Source organism: Nonomuraea sp. NPDC003560 (genome assembly GCF_042878785.1).
Classification (GTDB): Bacteria; Actinomycetota; Actinomycetes; order Streptosporangiales; family Streptosporangiaceae; genus Nonomuraea.
Window position 1 is genome coordinate 38501 of record NZ_JBIAOF010000006.1, and the last position, 21086, is coordinate 59586.

A 21086-nucleotide genomic window follows, 5' to 3' on the forward strand; every position below is an offset into this window, starting at 1 on the left:
CGGTCCCGCCTCCGACGGGACTCCTGTCCCGGGACATGAGGACACGGCGTCGGGTGTAATACGTCCCGTGACACAAACCGGACCTTCCGCCCTTCCGGCGGCAGCGACGTCCCCCGCCGCGGCGCGCGGGTGGTGGGCCGCCGGGGTGGCCGTGGCCGGGGCCGGGATCGCGGTCGCCACCGTGGCGCTGGACGTCGCCGCCGGGGACGTGCGGTTGCCGCCGACGTCGGAGCTGGAGCCCGGGTGGCCGGCCGCGCTGACCGGGCTCGCGCAGCTCGTCCCGGGCGCGCTGCTGCTGCGCCGGCTGCCGCGGCATCCGGTGGCCTGGGTCCTGGCGGTGTTCGGGCTGCTGTGGTTGCTGGACGGGCTCACGGGAAGCTGGGCGACGTACGCCACCTACGTCTCGCCCGGCCTGCCGGGGGCCGCGGCGGCGTACTGGTCCTACTCGCGGTTCGGGGCGTCGCTGCTGCTCGGGCTGCCGCTGCTGATCCTGCTGTTCCCGGACGGCCGGCTGCCGCCGGGGCGGGTGTGGCGGGCGTCGTCGGTGACGAGCCTCGTGCTGACCGGACTGCTCACGGCCCTGCTGGTGACCGCGCCGACGGCGGTGATGGAGCGCTATCACGACCGGGCGATGCCGCCGGAGATCGCGCGGCTGGGCCTCGACTTCCTGTCCGTGGACCTGCCGTACGGGTTCTGGGAGCCGGCGCTGGCGCTGGCGTACGCGTCCGTCCTGGTGAGCCTGGTGGTGCCGTTCGCGTCGATGGTGCGCAGGTACGTGGTCGCCGACGCCGAGCGGCGGGCCCAGATCCGCTGGCTGATGTGGGCCGCGCTGGTGGACATGATCGTGCTCCTGCTGCCGCTGTCGTTGTCCCCGCAGATCCCGGCGGTGCTGCTGACGCTGGCCATCGCGTTCACCGCCGCGGCCGTGGTGGTGGCGGTGACCAAGTACCGCCTGTACGACATCGACCGGCTGCTGTCGGCCACCATGGCCTACGGCCTGCTCGCCGCGCTCGTGGTGCTCATGGACGTGGTGGTGTTCACGCTGGTGGGCAGCGTCCTCGGGGAACGGGACTCGGCCCTGGCCGCCATCGCGATCGTCGCCGTCCTGTACGCCCCGCTGCGCACCTGGCTGTGGCGGGCGGTGCGCCGGCTGGTGCGCGGCTCCAGGGACGACCCGTACGCCGCGGTCTCGACGCTGGCCGAGCGGCTGGAGCTGGCCACGGACCCGGACGAGCAGCTGCTCGCGGTGGCCACGACGCTGGCGGAGGCGTTCCGGCTGGCCTACGTGCGGGTGGAGATCGAGCGGCCGGGCGGCGAACGGTCCGTGGTGGAGCACGGGTCGCCGCGCGGGCCGTCGGTGTCGCTGCCGGTGGCCTACCGGGGCGAGACCGTGGGGCGGCTGGTGCTGTGCCGTACCGATCTGACCGAACGGGACCAGCGGCTGCTCGGCGACCTCGTCCGCCAGGCCGCCGCCGCGGCGCGGGCCGTCGAGCTGAGCACCGACCTGCAGCGCATCCGCGCCCGGCTGGTGCTGGCCCGCGAGGAGGAGCGCCGCAGGCTCCGGCGCGACCTGCACGACGGGCTCGGCCCGAGCCTGGGCGCGGTGGCGCTGCGCATCGAGGCGGCCCGCAACCTGGCCGCCGGCGCGCCCGAGCAGGCCGACCGCATCCTGGAGCAGACGGCCGCCGAGGTCGGCGGGGTGCTGGCGGACGTGCGCAGGCTGGTCCACGACCTGCGCCCGCCCGCGCTCGACGAGCTGGGCCTGCTGCGCGCGATCGAGCAGCAGGCCGGCCGGTTCCGCACCGCCGCCCTGGACGTCCGCGTCACCGGCGACGGCCCGCTGGGGGCGCAGGGCGCGCTGCCCGCGGCGGTGGAGGTGGCGGCCTACCGTATCGTGTCCGAAGCGCTGGCCAACGTGGCCAGGCACGCGGGCGCGGCCCGCTGCGACATCACGCTCACCGCGCGGGAGGGGGCGCTTGAGGTGGCGGTACGCGACGACGGCTCGGGCATCGGCCCCGACGTGGCGGCGGGCGTGGGCATGCTCTCACTGCGCGAGCGCGCCGCCGAGCTGGGCGGCGACTGCCGGGTGAGCTGCCCGCCCGGCGGCGGCACCCTGGTCCTGGCCCGGCTGCCGATGCGGGTGGAGGCGGCCGATGTCTAGCCAAGAGCCACTGCGGGTGGAGGCCGCCGATGTCTGACCAGGAGCCGATCAGGGTTCTGCTGGCCGACGACCATCCGGTCTACCGCGACGGGCTCGCGCTGCTGCTCGGCTCGATCCCGGGCATCGAGGTGGCCGGCACCGCCGCCGACGGCCCCGAGGCGGTCGAGCGCGCCGCCGACCTCCAGCCGGACGTCGTGGTGATGGACGTCCGCATGCCGGGGCTCGACGGCATCGAGGCCACCAGGCGGATCGTGGCCGACAGCCCGCACGTCGCCGTCGTCGTGCTGACCATGTCGGAGGAGGACGCCACGCTGTTCGCCGCGATGCGCGCGGGGGCCCGCGGCTACCTGCTCAAGGGCGCGGGCCAGGGCGAGATCGTCCGGGCGATCACCGCGGTCGCGCACGGCGAGGCGATCTTCGGCCCGGCGGTGGCGCTGCGCGTCGCCGAGTTCTTCCAGGGGGCCGCCGCGGCCTCCGGCGACCCGGTCTTCCCGCAGCTCACGCCGCGCGAGCGGGAGATCCTGTCGCTGGTGGCGGCCGGCCGCTCGAACGCGCAGATCGCCTCGGCCCTGTTCCTGTCGCCGAAGACCGTGCGCAACAACGTCTCCAACATCTTCGCCAAGCTGCACGTCGCCGACCGCGCCGAGGCCATCGTCCGCGCCCGCGACGCGGGGCTCGGGAAGTGAGCCGTTCCGGGCTCCCGTACGTCATAGAGGTATGAAGATCTGGCGAATCGTGCTTCTGCCGGCGCTCGCGCTGGCCGTCACGGCCTCCGCACTGCCCGCCGAGGCGGTGACCACGCAGCGGAAGGTGCTGGTCGACCTGCGCGAGGAGGGCGGCTTCGCGGGGCTGCTGAACCGCGTGACGGTCTACACCGACGGCTGCTTCCGGCTCAGCCGCCGCACCGGCCCGGTGGTGACCAAGTGCCTCACGGCCAGGGAACACCGTCAGCTGCGCGGCTATCTGAAGGAGCTGAGGATCGGCCGGTCCGAACGCCCGCCGCAGGGCGCGGACTTCCTCAAGTACACGCTGACCCACAAGGGCCACCACGCCACGCGGTACACGCTGCCCCGCACGTGGAAGCCGGTGGTGGCGCACCTGGACAAGGTCCTCGTCAAGTACTGGGCTCCGGACTGACCGTAAACCCTCTCCATCAAGCGATTGACCAAGGGGGCGGGACGGAACTACGGTCGGTCGTATGAGACCTGCCGACAGCGGACAGCCGGCCGTGATCCTCAAGGCGGCCACCCAGCTCTTCGCCGCGCTCGGCTACGACGGCACCTCGACGCGCCAGATCGCCGACGCCGCGGGGATGAACATCGCCACCGTCAACTACCACGTGGGCGGCAAGCGGGAGCTGTACCTGGCCGTCATGGAACGTGCGCACCGGGCGGAGAAGGCGGCGCTGGACAAGGCGCTGGCCCAGCTGCCCGGTGACGACCCGGTCGCCTCCATCCACCGCCTGGTGGACGACTACCTCGACTTCTGCGCGGACAACCCGGAGATCCCCGCGCTGTGGATGCACCGCTGGCTCTCCGACGCGAGCGACATCACCGAGCTGGAACGCCAGTACGTCCAGCCCCTGGTCTCCGCCGTCACCGGCGCGCTGCGCCCGGCGGTCGAGGCCGGCGTGATCGACGGCACGGTCGACCTGGAGTACGCCATGTGGACGGTCATCTGGTCGATCCACGGCTTCGCCAAGGGCGGCGTGCTCGACGCCGACGGCCGCCGCAGGGGCGCGGGCGACCGGGCCGCGCTGCGCCGCTTCCGCGCCCACCTCCACCTCACCCTCCACCGCACCCTCGCCCTGCCCGGCGACCCGCGAACCCTTCCAGGCGACCCGCGAACCGCCCTGCCCGACACCCCCGAAAGCCCTCTGCCTGGCGCCTCCGGAAACCCCCTGCCCGGCGACCCGCGATGACCGCGGCGGACATCGGCCGGCTCGGTCGCGGACGGCTGCTCGGCTACGGCGTCGGCTCGGTCGGCACCGGCGTGTTCTCCGCCGTGCCCGGCCTGCTGCTGCTCTACTACCTGACCGACATGCTGGGCGTGCCCGCCGCCGTCGCGGGCGCCGTCCTGGTCGCGCCGAAGATCTGGGACGTGCTGCTCAACCCGCTCGTCGGCGCCGCCAGCGACCGCGAGGCCGTGCGCACCGGCCGCCGGACGCGGCTGCTGGCGGTGGGCGCGGCCACGCTGCCGGTGGCGTTCGCGCTGATGTTCGCCGTGCCCGGCGGCGTCGCGGGCGGCGTCGGCGGGGCCGTGTGGTCCGGGGTCGCGTTCCTGCTGGCCGCGACCGCCTTCGCGAGTTTCCAGGTGCCGTACGTGGCGCTGCCGGCCGAGATGTCGGCGAGCCCGGCCGAGCGGACCAGGATCATGTCGTGGCGGGTGGTCTGCCTGACCGTCGGCATCCTGGTCGCGGGCGGCCTGGCCCCCGCCGTGGTGGACCTGGCGGGCGGCGGCCGGCCGGGGTACGCGGTCATGGGCGTCGCGATCGGGCTGGTCATGGCCGCCGCTCTGGTGGCCGCCACGCTGGGCACGCGGTGGGTGTCGTCGCGTCCGGGGCCCCGGCAGCTCGGCCCGGCGGCGGCCTTCCGGCTGGCCCGGGGCAACCGGCCGTTCTTCGCGCTGCTGGCGGCGTTCGTCACGCAGGCGCTCGGGGTGGCGGTGATGCTGGCGGGCGCCCCGTACGTGGCCTCGTACCGGCTGGGCGACTACGGGCTGACCTCGGTGATGTTCGTGTGCCTGGTGGGCCCGAGCATGCTCGCCGTGCCGGCCTGGGCCCGGCTGGCCCGCGCGTACGGGACCGTGCGCTGCTACCTGGCCGCCTCCGCCGGGTTCGCCGTCGTGGCGCTCGCCCTGGTCCCCGCCATCGCGGCGGGCAGCCTGGTCGCCACGCTGGCGCTGACCGCGCTGGCGGGGGTCTGCTACGCCGCGCTGCAACTGCTGCCGTTGTCGCTGCTGCCCGACACCGTGCACGCCGACGCCGCCCGTACCGGCCATGCACAGGCCGGCGCGTTCACCGGCCTGTGGACGGCCGGCGAGACCGCCGGGCTCGCGCTCGGCCCGGGCCTGTTCGCGCTGGTCCTGGCGCTGTCGGGGTTCGTCTCCGCGCCCGTGGAGTCGCCCGTCGCCCAGCCGGCCGGCGCGCTGACCGGGCTGCTGCTCGGCTTCACCGCGCTGCCCGCCCTGCTCATGCTGATCAGCCTGCCGTTCGTCGTCCGCTACGGCCGGCTCGCCCTCGACCCCGCCGTCGCCCCCGCCAAGGAGAACGTGTGACCCTCCCCCTGTCCGGAAGAACCGCCGAGGACCTGCTGTCCGAGGTGGCCAGGATGAAGCAGCACGACCTGCCGGTGCGGGGCGGGCAGGTGACCGCGTACGTCTACGACACCGGCCGGCCCGAGGTGCACGAGGCGGCGGCCCGCGCGTACGCCGAGATGCTGGAGGTCAACTGCCTGGACCCGACGGCGTTCCCGAGCATCGTCGAGATGGAGAAGCAGGTCGTGGGCGCGGTCGCCGACCTGCTCGGCGGCGGCCACGGCGTCTTCACCAGCGGCGGCACCGAGTCGATCATGCTGGCGGTCAAGGCGGCGCGGGACGCGGCCGGGCGCCCCGGCGCCAACCTCGTGCTGCCGGTGACCGCCCATCCTGCCTTCCACAAGGCGGCCCACTACCTGGGCCTGCGGGTCAAGGCCGTGCCGGTGGACCTGGAGACGTACAAGGTGCGGGTGGCGGACGTCGCGGCGGCGATCGACGAGGACACGGTCCTGGTGGTGGTCTCGGCGCCGTCGTACCCGCAGGGCGTGATCGACCCGGTCGCGGAGGTCGCCGCCGTGGCCGCCGGGGCGGGCGTGGCCTGCCACGTGGACGCGTGCGTGGGCGGCTGGCTGCTGCCGTGGCTGCGGGAGGCGGGGGCCGACGTGCCGCCGTTCGACCTGTCGGTGCCGGGGGTCACCTCGCTCTCCTGCGACCTGCACAAGTTCGGCTACGCGCCGAAGGGCGCCTCGGTGGTGCTGTTCGCCGACCCGGCGACGCGGCGCAAGGCGTACTTCGCCTCGGCCGCCTGGCCGGGTTACACGATCATCAACGCCACCGTGCAGAGCTCCAGGTCGGCCGGGCCGCTCGGCGGCGCGTGGGCCACGCTCCAGGCGCTCGGCCGGGAGGGGTACGTGGAGCTCGGCCGCGCCACCCTCAAGGCGGCGACCCGGCTCAGGGAGGGCATCGCCGCGATCCCCGGCCTGCGGGTCCTGGGCGCGCCCGAGTCGTCTCTGGTGGCCTTCGCCGGGGACGACCTCGACGTGTTCGTGCTGGCCGACGCGGCCCGCGAGCGCGGCTGGTTCCTGCAACCGCAGCTCTCCTACGCAGGGATCCCCGCGAACCTGCACGTCACGGTCACCGGCGTGACGCTGAACGGCGTGGAGGCGATGCTCAGGGTGATCGCCGACGCGGCGGAGGCGGCCCGGCTGCGCGGCCCGGCCGTGGTGCCGGACGGCCTGGTCGAGCTGATCGCCGACCTCGACCTGGACGCCCTGGACGACGCGACCTTCGCCGAACTGGCCGCCTCGGTGGGCGTGGACCTGCGTCCGGGCGCGGGCCAGCCGGGGATGGCGACGGTCAACGCGGTCCTCGACGCCCTGCCCGCCGAGACCAGGGAAGCCCTCCTGCTCCGCTTCCTGTCGGTGATGTACGCCTCCTGACGGGCTCAGGACAGGTCGAACTCCCCCTTGGCGGCACCGTCGAGGAAGGCGAGCCATTCGTCCCGGGTGAAGGCCAGAACCGGGCCTTCACCCCGGTCCTTGGTGTCCCTGACGAGAACGCCGTCATCCGCCCGCCGCATCACCTCGACACAGCTCCCGCCGTTTCCCCCGGACGCCGTCGCCTTGACCCATACGCCTGTACGGAGACCGCTCACATCACTCATAGCTCTCCATCACCTCACGGATGATCTCGCGGCTCCTGTCCACGGGATACGCCATGCCGGACAGGGCCTCCCATCGCACGATAAGCGCTTGAACCGTCCTGGCGCGATTGGTCACCCGCCCCTCCTCGGCGCTTTCCAGGTAGGCGTGATCGGGGCCTCCCTCCAGGAGGGTGGCCACCTCGAAGGCTCCAAGACACCCCACGGTGAGCCCCGCCCTGAGAGGGATGATCCTGAGCGTGACGTAGGGCGGGTTGAGCACGTCGAGCAGCTTGGCAAGCTGCTCTCTCATCACCCCCGGGCCGCCGACCGGCCGATGCAGGACGCTCTCGTCCACGAGGGCCGAGTACATGGGCGGGGACGCGCGGCCGAAGACGGATTGCCGGTGCAGCCGGAACTGTACGGCCTCCTCGGCCTCCTGCTCCACGACCCCTGGCTCGCCCAGGAACACATGTCTGGCGTAATTCTCCGTCTGGAGCAGGCCGGGGATCAGCAGGGGTTCGGACGTCCTGATGGTGTGGGCCGCCGCCTCGACCTTCGGCCATTCGCGGAACCAGCGCGGGCCCAGTGCGCCGTGGATCTGGGGCAGCAGCTCCGTCAACTGGCCCTTGAGGCCGAGGGCCTTCTCCACTTCGCGGGTGAAGTCCTCGCTCGGCTTGCGCAGCAGGCGTTCCACGTGCCCGACCGCGCTCTCGCTGTAGGCCAGCCGGTCCGCCAGACGCTCCTGGCTCAACCCGTGGTCCGTACGGAAGGCACGCAGGCGTCTGGCGTACTCGGCCCACGCTTCCGCTTCTTCTTCCTTCGGCATGTCACGCCCTTCCCACAACCGTTCACGCTGAGCCATGGCGTACTCACTGTAAGGAACTGTAGGGCCGATTCCAGGGGCTCGTCAGCCGAATCACGTGCATCCTCAGAACCTGCGTACAAGCGGTCTCGGCCTGTACGCCCATCCCGGAGGTGATCATGTCCAGTTCCCTGCATGCGGGCGTCAAGGTGTGGACGGTCGGCGAGCTCGACGACCCGGCGATGCTGCCCCGGCTGGCGCGCACCGAACTGGCGGCGTGGCTGGGGGCGGATCACCAGGCTCTGGACGACCTGCGGCTGATCGCCTCGGAGCTGGTCACGAACGCGTTGCAGCACGCGGCGGCACAGTGGGTCCGGCTGTCCCTCGCCCCTGAGGCGGGGTTCTGGCGGCTGGCCGTGACCGATCCGGGCCGGAACGGCCTGGTTCCGCGTCCCCGCGTGCCGGCGGACGCGGACGAGTCGGGACGCGGACTCCGGCTGGTGCACGAGCTGACCGCCGGACTGTGGGGGACCTACCAGGACAGGGCCGGCGAGCGGGTGGTGTGGGCGTTGCTGCCCCGATAGCGGAGTTTCGATACCCGGGTTGCGAAATGCCGCCCTCCGGGATTACGCTACTCAGGTAGCGAAAAGGAGGCAGGGCATGGTGGGACGGCCGCGCAGGAGTGACGTCGACGAGGGTGTGCTCAGGGCCGCCACCGAGCTGCTGCTCGCGCGCGGCTACGCCGGCCTGTCCCCCGACGAGGTCGCCGAGCGGGCCGGCATCGCCAAGACCACGCTCTACCGCCGCTGGCCGACCAAGGACCACCTGGCCCTGGCCGTCGTCAACCGGCTCCAGGACCACGACGAGATCACCGACACCGGCGACATCCGCCGCGACCTGCCCGCGTACCTGGAGAAGATCGCGGCCGGGCTCAACCGGATGCGCGCGGCGGGCCGCGCGCCCGGCGACGACGACGGGTCGGCGGGCACGGTGGCCGAGCTCGTGGCCGCCGCCGCCCGCCACGCCGACGTCGGCGAGCTGGAGCGGCAGATGTACGCCCGCCGCAACACCCTGGCCCGCGCCCTGCTCGAACGGGCCAGGGACCGCGGCCAGCTACGCGCCGACCTCGACGTGGAGGCCCTGTTCGACCAGCTCGCCGGGGCCCTGTACTACCGCGTCCTGATCACCGGCCTGCCCGTCGGCCGCGCCTACGCCGAACGCCTCGTGGAGACAGCACTCCGCGGCGCCCTCTCCGAGAACGGATAGCACCATGTCGCTCATCGACCCCCGCAGCACCGCCGTCATCCGCTCCGTCGACGCCGAGGTCATCGGCGGCCCGCCCAGCACCGGCCGCATGCTCCTCGACTCCAGCGCCACCGGCGGCGCCCTGAGCACCGTGCGCATCACGCTCGGCGCGGGCGCCGACGGCGCCGTGCCGCACACCCACACCACCGCCTCCGAGATGTTCTACGTCCTCGACGGCCGGGCGCAGGTGCTGGCCGGCGACGAGGTGATCACCCTGGAGCAGGGCGACGTCGCCGTCGTCCCGCCCCACGTGGCCCACGCCTTCGCCGCGGCCCCGGGCGCCGAGGCCGACCTGCTGATCGTCATCACGCCGGGCGTCGAGCGGTTCGAGTACTTCCGCCTGCTGGCCCGGCTGAAGACCGGCGAGGCCACGCTCGAAGAGCTGCTGGCCTCGCAGGACCGCTTCGACAACCACTTCATCGACAGCCCCGCCTGGGCGAAGGCCCGCTCCTGACGGGTCAGACCTTGGTGATGCGCACGGCGTCGGCGATCACGTAGCCGGTCGCCGAGGTCCACCGGCTCACCCCGACCACGTTGTACGTCCCGGCCGCCAGCGTGTACGTCCCCAGCACCCGCCACGCCCCGCCGCCGGTGCGCTGGTCGACGTTGACCGTCTGGTTGCCGCCCGAGGCCGCCACGATGTGCGGCGCGGAGCCGTTGTAGCCCGCGTTGGCCGGGTACCAGACCTCCACCCGGTAGCTGCCCGCGCTCGGGATCGCCGCCCGGAACCAGGCCGGGTCGCTGGCCGCGACCGGGTCGGCGAAGCGGTAGTCGGCGCCGTTGGCCTGGGTGGAGTAGCTGGAGGTGCCCCAGGAGGAGGAGGCCGTGAAGCCGGCGTCGGCGTTGTCGATCACGACGCTGAAGCCGCCCGTGCCGCCCGCCGACCGGCCCTCGCTCGGCGCGCTCTCCTGGTGGGTCCTGCTCAGCGCGGTCACGTAGTAGGTGGACGCCCCGCCGCCGGGGTCGGTGTAGGACTTCTGCCTGGTCGTGCCGATCAGGTTGCGGGCGTCGGCGAAGAAGCACGGATCGGCCGAGGGCGGGGTGCCGGCCACGCGGTAGACCGCGTACGCCGTGCCGGAGCCGGTCCAGGTGAGCTGGACGCCGTTCGAGCCCGCGGTGGCCGCGGTGATCGCGGGCGCGGCGGGCGCGGCCCCCGAGCCCCGGGCGGGCAGCAGGGCGGGCTTGGCGTAGTGGTCGGCGACCAGCTTGGTGATCGCCCCGATCCGGTCGGCCTTGACGTCCTTGGCGCTGAAGTACACGTCACCGGCGATCTCGGGATGTTTCCTGTTGTCGTACAGGTGGTCGCTCAGCTCGGCCGGGTCCTGCCAGGCGGCCTCCTGGCCCGCGGCGCCGGCCCGGTACGCGGCCTGCCCCACGACGAGCTGCACGCCGGTGCCGCGCACGACGTCCGACCACCACGCGGTCAGCACCTCGTAGGCGGCCGTCGAGAACCCGATGTGCCAGTAGATCTGCGGCGCCAGGTAGTCGATCCAGCCCTGCTTGACCCACTGCCGGCTGTCGGCGTAGATCGCGTCGTAGGACTGGAGGCCGGAGGTGCGCGAGCCGAGCGGGTCGGTCGAGGAGTTGCGCCAGATCCCGAAGGGGCTGATCCCGAACGACACCCACGACTTGGCGGTGTGGATGCGCTGGCCGAGCTCGCGGACGAGCAGGTTGACGTTGTCCCGCCGCCAGTCGGCGATGTTCGGGAACGCGCCGCCGTACTGGGCGTAGGCGGCCGAGTCCGGGATGGCCTGGCCGCTGACGGGATAGGGGTAGAAGTAGTCGTCGAGGTGCACGCCGTCCACGTCGTAGCGGGTGACGGCGTCCATGATCGCGTCCTCGATGAAGTCGCGGACCGCCGGGATGCCCGGGTTGTAGTAGAGCTTCCCGCCGTAGGCGAAGCGCCAGTCGGGGTGCTGCCGCGCGGGGTGCGTGGAGATCAGCTTGGTCGGGTCGTCGTTGTTGGCCACCCGGTACGGGTTGAACCAGGCGTGGAACTCCAGGTTCCGCGCGTGGGCCTCGCCGACCATGAACGCCAGCGGGTCGTAGCCGGGGTTCGTCCCCTGGGTGCCGGTCAGCCATTGCGACCACGGCTCGTACGGGGACGGCCAGAACGCGTCCGCCGTCGGCCTGACCTGCACGATCACGGCGTTCATGCGCTTGGCGACGGCCAGGTCGAGCCAGGCCCGGAACTCGGCCTGCTGGGCGGAGACGCTGAGCCCGGTACGGCTCGGCCAGTCGATGTTGGCGACCGAGGAGATCCACATCGCCCGGAGCTGCCGCTTGGGCGTCGCGGGATCGGTCGCGCAGGCGGCCGTTGCGGAGGAGGAGGAGGAGGAGGTGGGGGCTGCGGAGGCGGGGACGGGAGCCACGGCGGTGACGACAGCGGTGACGACGGCGGCGGTGAGCGCCGCCAGGACGGTACGCAGGAGCGCGGTCACGAAAGGAAGTTTCAGTCCCCCGATCGCGGAGCGCAATAGTTTTCAGGGGCCCAACTTTCCGGCCGCCCTCCGGTCGGCGGGCGGAAAGTTTCACCTAACACGTCAGTAATGTCAATTATCGACATTGTGTCAGAGGTGACATACGTTGGGCCGCATTCGGCGGCCAAACGCGGGCCGCGGACCCGCGCCCGCGTTCCACCCGTCACCCCCCAACGAGGAGCATCCCCATGATTCTCGCCCGCACGCGATTAGCTGCCCTCGCCACGTCCGCCCTGACCGTCGCCCTGATCACCGCGGGCCAGCCCGCCGCCCAGGCCGCCCGGGAGCCCGCGCTGCCGGCCGCGTTCGCCAAGGCCGCCTCGGCCAGCGACGTACCCCGCGATCTGCTGGTCGCGCTCGCCTACGCCGAGACCCACCTCGACGACCACCAGGGCAAGCCCAGCGCCAGCGGCGGCTACGGCCTGATGCACCTGGTCAGCAACCCCACGACCCACGCGCTGGAGAAGGCCGCCCAGCTCACCAGCCTGCCGGTCGAGAAACTGCGCTCCGACAACGCCGCCAACATCCTCGGCGGCGCCGCCCTGCTCCGCTCCTACGCCGACGAGCTCGGCCTCGACGACGCCGGCCGCAAGGACGCCGGCCGCTGGTACCAGGCCGTCGCCAAGTACGGCAACGCCTCCTCGCCGGAGATCGCCCGGCTGTACGCCGACTCGGTCTACGAGCAGCTCGGCCTCGGCATCACGGCCCGGGGCGTGACGGTCAAGCCCCAGGAGGTCACCGCCGACCGCGGCGACTACGCCAAGGCCCGCGACCTGAGCGCCCAGGGCGACGTCGGCGTGCTCAGCACCGACTACGGCCCGGCCGCCTGGGTCCCGGCCAGCTCCAGCAACTACACCGCCTCCAGCCGGCCGTCGAGCTACGCGATCGACCGCGTGGTCATCCACGTGACGCAGGGCTCGTACGCCGGGACGATCTCCTGGTTCCAGAACTCGGCCGCGCAGGTCTCGGCGCACTACGTCGTGAAGTCGTCCAACGGCGCCATCACCCAGATGGTGCGCGAGAAGGACGTCGCCTGGCACGCCGGCAACTGGACGTACAACACCAGGTCGATCGGCATCGAGCACGAGGGCTACGTCAGCGAGTCCTCGTGGTTCACCGACGCCATGTACCGCGCGTCGGCGGCCCTGACCAAGGCCATCTGCGACAAGTACGGCATTCCGAAGGACCGCGCCCACATCATCGGGCACAACGAGGTTCCCGGGGCCGACCACACCGATCCGGGGCCGTACTGGAACTGGACCACGTACATGAACTACGTGACCGGCGGCGGCACGCCCTCGTGGTCCACCACGGTGGACAACGCCACCTCCGGCCAGTTCACCGCCAGCGGCAACTGGGGCACCTCCGCCTACTCCAGCCAGCGTTACGGCGCCGACTACCGCTTCTCCGACCCGGTCGCCGCCAGCGACCCCGCCTGGTACCAGGCCGCGATCCCCAGCGCGGGCACGTACAAGGTGGAGGTCTGGTACCCGTCCGATCCGGGCTACAACAGCTCGGCGCCGTACATCGTGGCGGCCTCGGGCGGCAACCAGACCGTCTACGTGGACCAGCGCTCCGGCGGCGGAGGCTGGCGCAGCATCGGCACCTTCTCGCTGAACGCCGGCACCTACAACGTCGTCGGCGTCAGCCGGTGGACGGCCGGCACGGGCCTCGTCATCGCCGACGCGGTCCGCATCAGCAAGGTCTGACGGGCTCGGGCCTGGCGGTCCGGGCAGGTCCGCAAGGCGCGAGCCACCGAAACCGGCTCACACCCTCTCCCCCGGGGGTGTGAGCCATTTCACTTTGCCAATCATGTAATCGATTTCATAAGCTGCCGTGTAATCGATTACACGGAGGAGCGATGGCAAGGATCAAGGACGTCGCCGCGCAGGCCGGTGTCTCCGTCGCCACGGTCTCCCGCGTGCTCAACGACAACCCCTCGGTCAACGAGGAGACCCGGCGCCGAGTTTACGACGCGATGAGCGCGCTCAACTACGTGCCGAACGCCGTCGCCCGCTCCCTGCGCACCACCGCGACCAGGACGATCGGCCTGATCATCGGCGACGTCCTGAACCCGTTCTTCACCGAGCTGGCCAGGAGCGTCGAGGACGAGGCCAGGCGCGAGGGCTTCACGGTCGTCATGGGCAACGCCGACGAGCGCGCCGACCAGCAGGACCACTACGTGCGCACGCTGCTGGAGCAGCGCGTCGACGGGCTGCTGATCTGCCCGACCGCCGAGGTCACCCCGCTGGTGCAGCAGCTCGCCGAGGCCGGCCGGCCAGTGGTGTTCCTCGACCGCACGATCTCCGGGCTCGACGTGCCCTCCGTGCGTTCCGACGGCGCCGCCGCCATCGCCGAGCTGGTCCGCCACCTGCGCGAGCAGGGCCACCGGCGGATCGCCCTGGCCTCCGGCCCGGCCACCCTGTCCACCGGCCGTGAGCGCACGGCCGCCTTCGCCGCCGCGATGGCGGCCGAGGGCCTGGAGGTGCGCCCCGAGTACGTGCGGCCCGGCGACTTCCGCGAGGGCAGCGGCCGGCGCATCACCGCCGAGCTGCTCGACCTGCCCGAGCCGCCCGAGGCGATCTTCTTCGGCGACAACCTGATGACGCTCGGCGGTCTGGAGGAGATCCAGGCCAGGGGCCTGCGCATCCCCGCCGACGTGGCCGTCGCCTCCTTCGACGACGTGACCTGGTTCAAGCACACCGCCCCGCCGATCACCGCCATCGCCCAGCCGACGGCCGAGATGGGGCGCCTGGCCGTGCGGCTCGTGATCGGCCGGATCCAGAGCGGGCAGGCGGCCGACTCGCACGTCCTGCCGGCGCGCCTGGTGATTCGCCGATCATGCGAGCGGAAAGGGATCATGGAGTGACCGCGGAGATACTCAAGGCCGAGGGCCTGCGCAAGGTCTTCCCCGGCGTCGTGGCACTCGACGGCGTCGATCTGAGCCTGCGCGCCGGCGAGGTGCACGTCCTGCTCGGCGAGAACGGCGCGGGCAAGAGCACGCTGATCAAGATCCTGTCGGGCGCGTACCGGCCGGACGGCGGGCGCGTCACCATTGACGGGCAGCCGGTGGACATCCGGTCGGCGGGCGACGCCCAGCGGCTCGGCATCGCCACCATCTACCAGGAGTTCAACCTGGTCCCCCAGCTCACCGTCGCGGAGAACCTGGCGCTCGGCCGCCCGCCGCGCCGCTTCGGGCTGGTGGACAAGAAGCGCATGGAACGGCAGGCCAAGGCGCTGCTCGACCGCGTCGGCGTGGACGTCGACCCGGCGACGCCGATCTCCCGGCTCGGCATCGCCCGCATGCAGATGGTGGAGATCGCCAAGGCGCTCGCGCTCGACGCCCGCGTGCTCATCATGGACGAGCCCACCGCCGTGCTCACCTCCGGCGAGGTCGCCAAGCTGTTCACGATCGTCCGCCAGCTCCGCGACGAGGGCGTCTCGATCGTGTTCATCACCCACCACCTGGAGGAGATCGCCGAGATCGGCGACCGGGTGACCGTGCTGCGCGACGGCAGGTCCGTCACCGAGATCCCCGCCGACACCGCCCAGGACGAGCTGGTCAGGCTCATGGTGGGCCGCCCGATCGACCAGCAGTTCCCGCGGCAGGCCGCCGAACGCGGCGAGGCCCTGCTCAAGGTCTCCGGCCTCGGCCGCAGAGGCGTCTTCGACGACGTCTCGTTCGAGGTGCGCGCGGGCGAGGTGGTCGGTGTCGCCGGGCTGGTCGGCGCCGGCCGCACCGAGGTCGCGCGGGCCGTCTTCGGCGCCGACCGCTACGACACCGGCGAGGTGGTCGTCCGCGGCACCCGCCTGGCGCCCGGCGACGTGCACGCCGCCATGGAGGCCGGGCTCGGCCTGGTCCCCGAGGACCGCAAGGGCCAGGGCCTGGTGCTCGGCGCGGACGTGGCCGAGAACCTGGGCCTGGTCACCATGCGCGCCGCCACCCGCGCCGGCTTCGTCGACCGCGCCGGCCAGCGCAGGGCCGCCGGGAAGGTGGCCGAGCAGCTCGGCATCCGGATGACCGGCCTGGACCAGGAGGTCCGCACGCTGTCCGGCGGCAACCAGCAGAAGGTCGTCATCGGCAAGTGGCTGGTCGCCGACGCGGGCGTGCTCATCCTCGACGAGCCGACCCGCGGCATCGACGTCGGGGCCAAGGTCGAGATCTACCAGCTCATCAACGCGCTCACCGCCTCCGGGCACGCCGTGCTCATGATCTCCAGCGATCTGCCGGAGGTGCTCGGCATGAGCGACCGCATTCTGGTCATGGCCCGCGGCAGGCTCGTCGGCGAGCTGCCCGCGGCCGGGGCCACGCAAGACGACGTCATGGCCCTCGCGGTCACGGATGTGGAGGGTCCCCGTGCCAAGTAGCACCGTTCCGAACAAGCTCACCGGCCGCCGGTCGCCCGCCGCGGCCTGGTTCGCCGAGAACGGCGCGCTCGCCGCGCTCGTCGTGCTGGTCGTGGCGCTGTCGTTGTTGTCCTCCGACTTCCTCAGCGTGACGAACCTGCTCAACGTCGGCGTCCAGGCGGCCGTCACCGCGATCCTGGCCTTCGGGGCCACGTTCGTGATCGTCACCGGCGGCATCGACCTGTCCGTCGGCTCGGTCGCCGCGCTGTCGGCGATCGTGCTGGCCTGGACGGCCACCAGCGCCGGACTGCCGTGGCCGGTCGCCGTCGTGGTCTCGCTGGCCGTCGGCGTCGTGTGCGGCCTGGTCAACGCCGCCCTGATCGCGTACGGCAAGCTGCCGCCGTTCATCGCCACGCTGGCCATGCTGGGCATCGCCCGCGGTCTGGCGCTGGTCATCTCGCAGGGCAGCCCGATCGCGATGCCCGACTCGGTCTCGCACCTGGGCGACACGCTCGGCGACTACCTGCCGATCCCGGTGCTGGTGATGCTGGTCATGGGCGTGATCGCGGCCGTGGTGCTCAACCGCACGTACCCGGGCCGGGCCATGTACGCCATCGGCGGCAACGAGGAGGCCGCCCGGCTGTCCGGCATCAAGGTCAACCGGCAGAAGCTCATCACGTACGCGCTGTCCGGCGCCTTCGCGGCGGTGGCCGGCATCGTCCTGGCCAGCCGGCTGGCCTCGGCCCAGCCGCAGGCCGCGGCGGGCTACGAACTGGACGCGATCGCGGCCGTCGTCATCGGCGGCGCGAGCCTGTCCGGCGGCAAGGGCAGGGCGCTCGGCACCTTCGTCGGCGCGCTCATCCTCGCCGTGCTGCGCAACGGGCTGAACCTGCTGTCCGTCTCGGCGTTCTGGCAGCAGGTCGTGATCGGCGTGGTGATCGCGCTCGCGGTCCTCGTCGACACCCTGCGGCGCAGGGGAACGAACTAGGAAAAGGAAGTAAAGATCATGCGGATTCCCGCGATTGTCATGGCCGGCGCCGCGCTCACGCTCGGCCTGGCCGCCTGCGGCTCCTCCGGCGACGGCGGCTCCGGAGGCTCGTCCTCGGGGGGCGGGGACATCAAGATCGGCATGTCGGTGTCGACCCTGAACAACCCCTACTTCGTGCAGCTGCGCAGCGGCGCGGAGGCGGAGGCCAAGAAGGAGGGCGTCACGCTGACCGTCACCGACGCCCAGAACGACGCCTCCCAGCAGGTGAACCAGGTCCAGAACTTCACCAGCCAGAACATGAAGGCGATCATCGTCAACCCGGTGGACTCCGACGCGGCGGCCCCGGCGGTCAAGGCGGCGGACCGGGTCAAGATCCCGGTGATCGCGGCCGACCGCGGCGTCAACGGCGCCGAGGTGGCCCAGACCGTGGCCTCCGACAACGTGGCCGGCGGCAAGCTGGCCGCCCAGGAGCTGGCCAAGCAGCTCGGCGAGAAGGGCAGCGTGGTCGTGCTGCAGGGCACGGCGGGCACGTCCGCCTCGCGCGACCGGGGCCAGGGCTTCGCCGAGGGCATCGCCGCGTACCCGAACATCAAGGTCGTGGCCAAGCAGCCGGCCGACTTCGACCGCACCAAGGGCCTGGACGTCATGACCAACATGCTCCAGTCGAACCCCGGCATCACCGGCGTCTTCGCCGAGAACGACGAGATGGCGCTGGGCGCGATCAAGGCCCTGGGCGCCAAGGCGGGCCAGCAGGTCAAGGTCGTCGGCTTCGACGGCACCCCCGACGGCCTGAAGGCGGTGCAGGCGGGCACGCTGGCCGCCAGCGTCGCCCAGCAGCCGTCGCTGCTCGGCCAGCAGGCGGTGCAGGCCGCGGTCAAGGCCGCCAAGGGCGAGACCATCGACAAGACGGTGGCCGTGCCCGTCAAGGTGGCGACCAAGGAGAACGTCGCGGACTTCCAGTGAAACGCGCGGGGATTCTGAACGCCGAGCTGGCGGGGGCCATGGCCCGGCTCGGCCACACCGACCAGGTGCTGGTCTGTGACAGCGGGATGCCCGTGCCGCCCGGCGTGCGGGTCGTCGACCTGGCCTTCCTGCCGGGCATCCCGGCCTTCGCCGACGTGCTCGGCGGGCTGCTCGCCGAGCTCGTCGTCGAGGGGGCCACGGCGGCCGAGGAGGTGCGCGCGGGCAACCCCGGCTGCGCCGAGCTGCTCGCGGCCCGGCTGCCGGGGCTGGCGTACGTGCCGCACGAGGAGCTGAAGCGGCTGTCGGCGGGGGTGCGGCTGGCCGTCCGCACCGGAGAGGCCACGCCGTACGCGAACGTGATCCTGCGGTGCGGGGTGGCGTTCTAGGGACGCCTGCCCCGCGCCCCTGGGAAGCGGGCGGAGGAAGATCTACTCTGGCGTCGAGGGAGGCGCCATGACCCACGAGGCAGCAGAGCCGGATCCCGCCCAACTCCGTCGCGTCGCCATGGCGAGCGCGGTCGGCACCACGATCGAGTGGTACGACTACTTCATCTACTCCACGGCCGCCGCGCTGGTCTTCGGCTCCCAGTTCTTCTCCCCGCTCTCGCCCGCGTCGGGCACCCTGGCCGCGTTCGCCACGCTCGGCGTCGGGTTCCTGGCCCGGCCCGTGGGCGGCCTGGTGTGGGGGCACTTCGGCGACCGGCTCGGGCGCAAGGCGATGCTGGTCGCGTCCCTGCTGCTGATGGGCGCGGCCACGGTCGGCGTCGGGCTGCTGCCCACCTACGACCGGATCGGAGTGGCTGCCCCGATCCTGCTGCTGGTCCTGCGGCTGCTCCAGGGGCTCAGCGCCGGCGGCGAGTGGGGCGGCGCGGCGCTGCTCGCCGTCGAGCACGCCCCGCCCGGCAGGCGCGGCCGCTACGGGCTGTACTCCCAGGTGGGCGTGCCGGCCGGGCTGATCCTGGCGCAACTGGTGTACGTCGCGGTGACGGCCGGGCTGTCGGAGGCGCAGTTCGCGAGCTGGGGCTGGCGGCTGCCGTTCCTGTTCAGCGTCGTGCTGGTCGCGGTCGGGCTGTTCATCAGGCTGCGAGTGACCGAGACGCCGGTGTTCCGGGCGCTGTCCGCCGAGCAGGCCCGCAGCAGGCGGCCCGTCCTCGACGTCTTCCGCGAGCGGCCGCGGGCGCTGCTGCTCGCCTCGGCCAGCTTCGTCGCCAACACCGCGATCGGCTACGTGTTCCTCGCCTATCTCCTGTCCTACGGCACCCAGGTGCTGAAGGTGAGCAGGAACCTCATGCTCGTCGTGGTGATCGTCGGCAGCCTGACCTGGCTGGCCGGGATCGTGGCCACGGCCATCTGGTCCGACCGGATCGGCCGCAAGCCGGTCTACCTGGCCGGCTCGGTGCTCCTCGTGGTCTGGGCGGTGCCCTTCTTCCTGCTGGTGGACACCAAAGTGGCGGCGCTGATGGTGGTCGCCGTGGTGGTGCTCAACGTGGGGCTCGCCGCGACGTACGGGCCGCAGTCGGCGCTGTTCGCCGAGCTGTTCGAGCCCCGCTACCGCTACAGCGGGGTCTCCTTCTCGTACGCGGTCGGCGCGCTGCTCGGCGGCGGGTTCGCCCCGCTGGTCGCGACCGCCCTGCACGAGGCGACCGGCACGTCGTTGTCGGTGTCGGCGTACATGGCCGGGGTCGGGCTGATCAGCCTGGTGGCGGTGCTGGCCATGAAGGAGACCCGCCCGCCCGTGGCCGCCGGCTGAGTCAGGCCGTGGCGCCGCCGTCGATCACGTGGTCCTGACCGACGACGAAGCTGGACTCCGGCGAGGACAGCCACAACGCGGCCGCGGCGATCTCCTCCGGGGTGGCGACGCGGCCGATGGGCAGGGCGTGCCGCATGCGCTCGTCGCGCTCGGCGGTCGTCTCGCCGGGACGCGTGGACATGGGCGAGTCGATGGGCCCGGGGCTGACGGCGTTGACGCGGACGCCGTCGGCGATGTGGTCGCGGGCGGCGGTGCGGGTCAGGTGGCTCACCGCGGCCTTCGAGGCGGCGTAGGCGGCGGCCCCGGGCAGTCGCCAGTGGGCGCCGAGGTTGCTGGCCACGTTGACGATCACGCCGCCGCCGTGCTCGCGCATGTAGGCGATCTCGTGCTTCATCGACAGGAACACGCCCTTGAGGTTCACCGCGAGCACGGTGTCCCAGGTGTCCTCGTCGTAGTCGGCCACCGGAGCCAGCATGCCGAAGACGCCGGCGGCGTTCAGCGCCACGTCGAGCCCGCCGTAACGGGTGACGGCGGCCTCCACCATGGCGGCGACGGAGGCCGAGTCGGTGACGTCCGCGGTGAAGCCGGTGGCCCGGCCGCCCGCCGCCTCGATCTCCTTGACCACCGCGCCGAGCCGCGCGGTGTCCCGCCCGGCGGCCAGCACGGACGCGCCCTTCCTGGCGTACGCCAGCGCGGCGGCCCGGCCCACGACTCCGGTGGCCCCGGTGACAAGCACGACTTTTCCTTCGAACACGACAAGCTCCTAGAACGATCGGTCTCAAATTTGCACGGCAATCATGGCCTGTTCGACCGCGTCGCGCAGGCGGCGCGGGTCGGGGTCGGCCCGCCCGAGCACGCGCAGGCCCTGGAGCAGCACGAGCAGGAACCGGGCCAGCGCGTAGGGGTCCTTCGACTCGGGGATCTCCCCCTGGGCGCGGGCGCGCACCAGCGCGGCGGCGAGCGCGGTCTCCAGCTCGGCCCAGCTCGCCGTCACCCGGCGGGCCAGCTCGGCGTCGCGCGAGGCGAACTCCACGGCCGTGTTGACGACCATGCACCCGCGCCGCAGCTCGTCGGCGAGGATCTCGGCCACGTACGCGTCGAGGAAGGCGCGTACGGCCGGCACCGCGGGCCCCGGCTGGGCCAGCGGCTCGACCACGTTGCGCCGGGCCAGGTAGCGCTCCAGCGCCTTGACGTAGAGCTCCCGCTTGCCGCCGAAGGTGCCGTAGATGCTGGCCCGCGCCAGCCCCAGCCGCTCCACCAGGTCGGCCATCGAGGTCGCCTCGTAACCGCGCTCCCAGAACAGGTCGAGCGCCCGGTCGAGCGCGACCTCGGGATCGAACTCCTTGCTGCGTGCCACGCGGCGAAGCTACCACATTCAAGAACGAACGGTCTAG

General features: G+C 72.5%; 21 protein-coding genes. 16 read left to right on the plus strand and 5 right to left on the minus strand.

Going from position 1 to position 21086, the window contains the following annotated elements:
• The first annotated feature begins 67 nt into the window (after positions 1 to 67).
• From ACFYUV_RS23780 to ACFYUV_RS23805, 6 genes are all read left to right on the plus strand, one after another.
• On the plus strand, positions 68 to 2161 hold the full coding sequence (locus ACFYUV_RS23780) for a histidine kinase (protein ID WP_387671356.1): 2094 nt from the start codon (positions 68 to 70) through the stop codon (positions 2159 to 2161).
• Positions 2162 to 2190: 29 nt separating this feature from the next.
• On the plus strand, positions 2191 to 2847 hold the full coding sequence (locus ACFYUV_RS23785) for a response regulator transcription factor (protein ID WP_352320660.1): 657 nt from the start codon (positions 2191 to 2193) through the stop codon (positions 2845 to 2847).
• Positions 2848 to 2878: 31 nt separating this feature from the next.
• Complete coding sequence (locus ACFYUV_RS23790; protein ID WP_358291763.1) at positions 2879 to 3298, plus strand: hypothetical protein; 420 nt, start codon at positions 2879 to 2881, stop codon at positions 3296 to 3298.
• A 61-nt stretch (positions 3299 to 3359) separates the two neighbouring features.
• Positions 3360 to 4082, plus strand: coding sequence for a TetR/AcrR family transcriptional regulator (locus ACFYUV_RS23795; protein ID WP_387671358.1), 723 nt, complete (start codon positions 3360 to 3362; stop codon positions 4080 to 4082).
• A complete protein-coding gene (locus ACFYUV_RS23800; RefSeq protein WP_387671360.1) occupies positions 4079 to 5437 on the plus strand; it encodes an MFS transporter in 1359 nt (452 codons plus the stop codon). Before ACFYUV_RS23795 ends, ACFYUV_RS23800 begins: the two co-directional genes overlap by 4 nt.
• Positions 5434 to 6855 (plus strand): pyridoxal phosphate-dependent decarboxylase family protein, encoded by a 1422-nt coding sequence (locus ACFYUV_RS23805; protein WP_387671362.1) that lies wholly within the window; start codon positions 5434 to 5436, stop codon positions 6853 to 6855. The genes ACFYUV_RS23800 and ACFYUV_RS23805 overlap by 4 nt, the downstream gene beginning before the upstream one ends.
• Positions 6856 to 6860: 5 nt before the next feature.
• Here the strand turns inward: ACFYUV_RS23805 and ACFYUV_RS23810 are convergent, their stop codons facing one another.
• On the minus strand, positions 6861 to 7079 hold the full coding sequence (locus ACFYUV_RS23810; RefSeq protein ID WP_358003916.1) for a DUF397 domain-containing protein: 219 nt from the start codon (positions 7077 to 7079) through the stop codon (positions 6861 to 6863).
• A complete protein-coding gene (locus tag ACFYUV_RS23815; protein ID WP_387671364.1) occupies positions 7072 to 7920 on the minus strand; it encodes a Scr1 family TA system antitoxin-like transcriptional regulator in 849 nt (282 codons plus the stop codon). The genes ACFYUV_RS23810 and ACFYUV_RS23815 overlap by 8 nt, the downstream gene beginning before the upstream one ends.
• Positions 7921 to 8039: 119 nt before the next feature.
• Between ACFYUV_RS23815 and ACFYUV_RS23820 the strand changes: the two genes are divergently transcribed.
• From ACFYUV_RS23820 to ACFYUV_RS23830, 3 genes are all read left to right on the plus strand, one after another.
• Positions 8040 to 8444 (plus strand): ATP-binding protein, encoded by a 405-nt coding sequence (locus tag ACFYUV_RS23820; RefSeq protein ID WP_387671365.1) that lies wholly within the window; start codon positions 8040 to 8042, stop codon positions 8442 to 8444.
• A 76-nt stretch (positions 8445 to 8520) separates the two neighbouring features.
• Positions 8521 to 9126, plus strand: a complete 606-nt coding sequence (locus ACFYUV_RS23825; protein WP_358291749.1) for a TetR/AcrR family transcriptional regulator — start codon at positions 8521 to 8523, stop codon at positions 9124 to 9126.
• Between the two features lie 4 nt (positions 9127 to 9130).
• Positions 9131 to 9619, plus strand: coding sequence for a cupin domain-containing protein (locus ACFYUV_RS23830; RefSeq protein ID WP_387671366.1), 489 nt, complete (start codon positions 9131 to 9133; stop codon positions 9617 to 9619).
• A 4-nt stretch (positions 9620 to 9623) separates the two neighbouring features.
• Here ACFYUV_RS23830 and ACFYUV_RS23835 read toward each other — a convergent pair whose 3' ends face one another.
• Complete coding sequence (locus ACFYUV_RS23835; RefSeq protein WP_387671368.1) at positions 9624 to 11606, minus strand: family 10 glycosylhydrolase; 1983 nt, start codon at positions 11604 to 11606, stop codon at positions 9624 to 9626.
• 227 nt (positions 11607 to 11833) lie between these two features.
• On the opposite strand from ACFYUV_RS23835, the gene ACFYUV_RS23840 reads away from it, so the two are divergent.
• The 7 genes from ACFYUV_RS23840 to ACFYUV_RS23870 all read left to right on the plus strand — a co-directional run bounded on the left by ACFYUV_RS23840 (position 11834) and on the right by ACFYUV_RS23870 (position 19692).
• Positions 11834 to 13354, plus strand: coding sequence for an N-acetylmuramoyl-L-alanine amidase (locus ACFYUV_RS23840; protein ID WP_387671370.1), 1521 nt, complete (start codon positions 11834 to 11836; stop codon positions 13352 to 13354).
• Positions 13355 to 13506: 152 nt separating this feature from the next.
• Positions 13507 to 14514, plus strand: a complete 1008-nt coding sequence (locus tag ACFYUV_RS23845; protein ID WP_352358770.1) for a LacI family DNA-binding transcriptional regulator — start codon at positions 13507 to 13509, stop codon at positions 14512 to 14514.
• Positions 14487 to 16013, plus strand: coding sequence for a sugar ABC transporter ATP-binding protein (locus ACFYUV_RS23850; RefSeq protein WP_387671372.1), 1527 nt, complete (start codon positions 14487 to 14489; stop codon positions 16011 to 16013). Before ACFYUV_RS23845 ends, ACFYUV_RS23850 begins: the two co-directional genes overlap by 28 nt.
• On the plus strand, positions 16003 to 16980 hold the full coding sequence (locus ACFYUV_RS23855) for an ABC transporter permease (RefSeq protein WP_352320688.1): 978 nt from the start codon (positions 16003 to 16005) through the stop codon (positions 16978 to 16980). Before ACFYUV_RS23850 ends, ACFYUV_RS23855 begins: the two co-directional genes overlap by 11 nt.
• A gap of 18 nt (positions 16981 to 16998) precedes the next feature.
• A complete protein-coding gene (locus tag ACFYUV_RS23860; protein ID WP_352358764.1) occupies positions 16999 to 17943 on the plus strand; it encodes a substrate-binding domain-containing protein in 945 nt (314 codons plus the stop codon).
• Complete coding sequence (gene rbsD, locus ACFYUV_RS23865) at positions 17940 to 18329, plus strand: D-ribose pyranase (protein WP_352320692.1); 390 nt, start codon at positions 17940 to 17942, stop codon at positions 18327 to 18329. The genes ACFYUV_RS23860 and rbsD overlap by 4 nt, the downstream gene beginning before the upstream one ends.
• Before the next feature lie 67 nt (positions 18330 to 18396).
• The gene (locus tag ACFYUV_RS23870) at positions 18397 to 19692 is read left to right on the plus strand and encodes an MFS transporter (protein WP_387671375.1); all 1296 of its coding nucleotides are present in this window, start codon (positions 18397 to 18399) and stop codon (positions 19690 to 19692) included.
• A gap of 1 nt (position 19693) precedes the next feature.
• Here the strand turns inward: ACFYUV_RS23870 and ACFYUV_RS23875 are convergent, their stop codons facing one another.
• The gene (locus tag ACFYUV_RS23875) at positions 19694 to 20428 is read right to left on the minus strand and encodes an SDR family oxidoreductase (RefSeq protein ID WP_364332392.1); all 735 of its coding nucleotides are present in this window, start codon (positions 20426 to 20428) and stop codon (positions 19694 to 19696) included.
• A 42-nt stretch (positions 20429 to 20470) separates the two neighbouring features.
• The gene (locus ACFYUV_RS23880) at positions 20471 to 21049 is read right to left on the minus strand and encodes a helix-turn-helix domain-containing protein (protein ID WP_358291730.1); all 579 of its coding nucleotides are present in this window, start codon (positions 21047 to 21049) and stop codon (positions 20471 to 20473) included.
• Between the last annotated feature and the right edge of the window lie 37 nt (positions 21050 to 21086).

Excerpts from the sequence above, each read along its gene's own strand:
- ACFYUV_RS23845 (WP_352358770.1), top strand. The coding sequence starts at position 13,507 with ATGGCAAGGATCAAGGACGTCGCCGCGCAGGCCGGTGTCTCCGTCGCC.
- ACFYUV_RS23790 (WP_358291763.1), top strand. The coding sequence starts at position 2,879 with ATGAAGATCTGGCGAATCGTGCTTCTGCCGGCGCTCGCGCTGGCCGTC.
- ACFYUV_RS23840 (WP_387671370.1), top strand. The coding sequence starts at position 11,834 with ATGATTCTCGCCCGCACGCGATTAGCTGCCCTCGCCACGTCCGCCCTG.
- ACFYUV_RS23860 (WP_352358764.1), top strand. The coding sequence starts at position 16,999 with ATGCGGATTCCCGCGATTGTCATGGCCGGCGCCGCGCTCACGCTCGGC.
- ACFYUV_RS23795 (WP_387671358.1), top strand. The coding sequence starts at position 3,360 with ATGAGACCTGCCGACAGCGGACAGCCGGCCGTGATCCTCAAGGCGGCC.
- ACFYUV_RS23830 (WP_387671366.1), top strand. The coding sequence starts at position 9,131 with ATGTCGCTCATCGACCCCCGCAGCACCGCCGTCATCCGCTCCGTCGAC.
- ACFYUV_RS23850 (WP_387671372.1), top strand. The coding sequence starts at position 14,487 with ATGCGAGCGGAAAGGGATCATGGAGTGACCGCGGAGATACTCAAGGCC.
- ACFYUV_RS23870 (WP_387671375.1), top strand. The coding sequence starts at position 18,397 with ATGACCCACGAGGCAGCAGAGCCGGATCCCGCCCAACTCCGTCGCGTC.
- ACFYUV_RS23815 (WP_387671364.1), bottom strand. The coding sequence starts at position 7,920 with ATGGCTCAGCGTGAACGGTTGTGGGAAGGGCGTGACATGCCGAAGGAA.
- ACFYUV_RS23825 (WP_358291749.1), top strand. The coding sequence starts at position 8,521 with ATGGTGGGACGGCCGCGCAGGAGTGACGTCGACGAGGGTGTGCTCAGG.
- ACFYUV_RS23820 (WP_387671365.1), top strand. The coding sequence starts at position 8,040 with ATGTCCAGTTCCCTGCATGCGGGCGTCAAGGTGTGGACGGTCGGCGAG.
- ACFYUV_RS23785 (WP_352320660.1), top strand. The coding sequence starts at position 2,191 with ATGTCTGACCAGGAGCCGATCAGGGTTCTGCTGGCCGACGACCATCCG.
- ACFYUV_RS23800 (WP_387671360.1), top strand. The coding sequence starts at position 4,079 with ATGACCGCGGCGGACATCGGCCGGCTCGGTCGCGGACGGCTGCTCGGC.
- ACFYUV_RS23810 (WP_358003916.1), bottom strand. The coding sequence starts at position 7,079 with ATGAGTGATGTGAGCGGTCTCCGTACAGGCGTATGGGTCAAGGCGACG.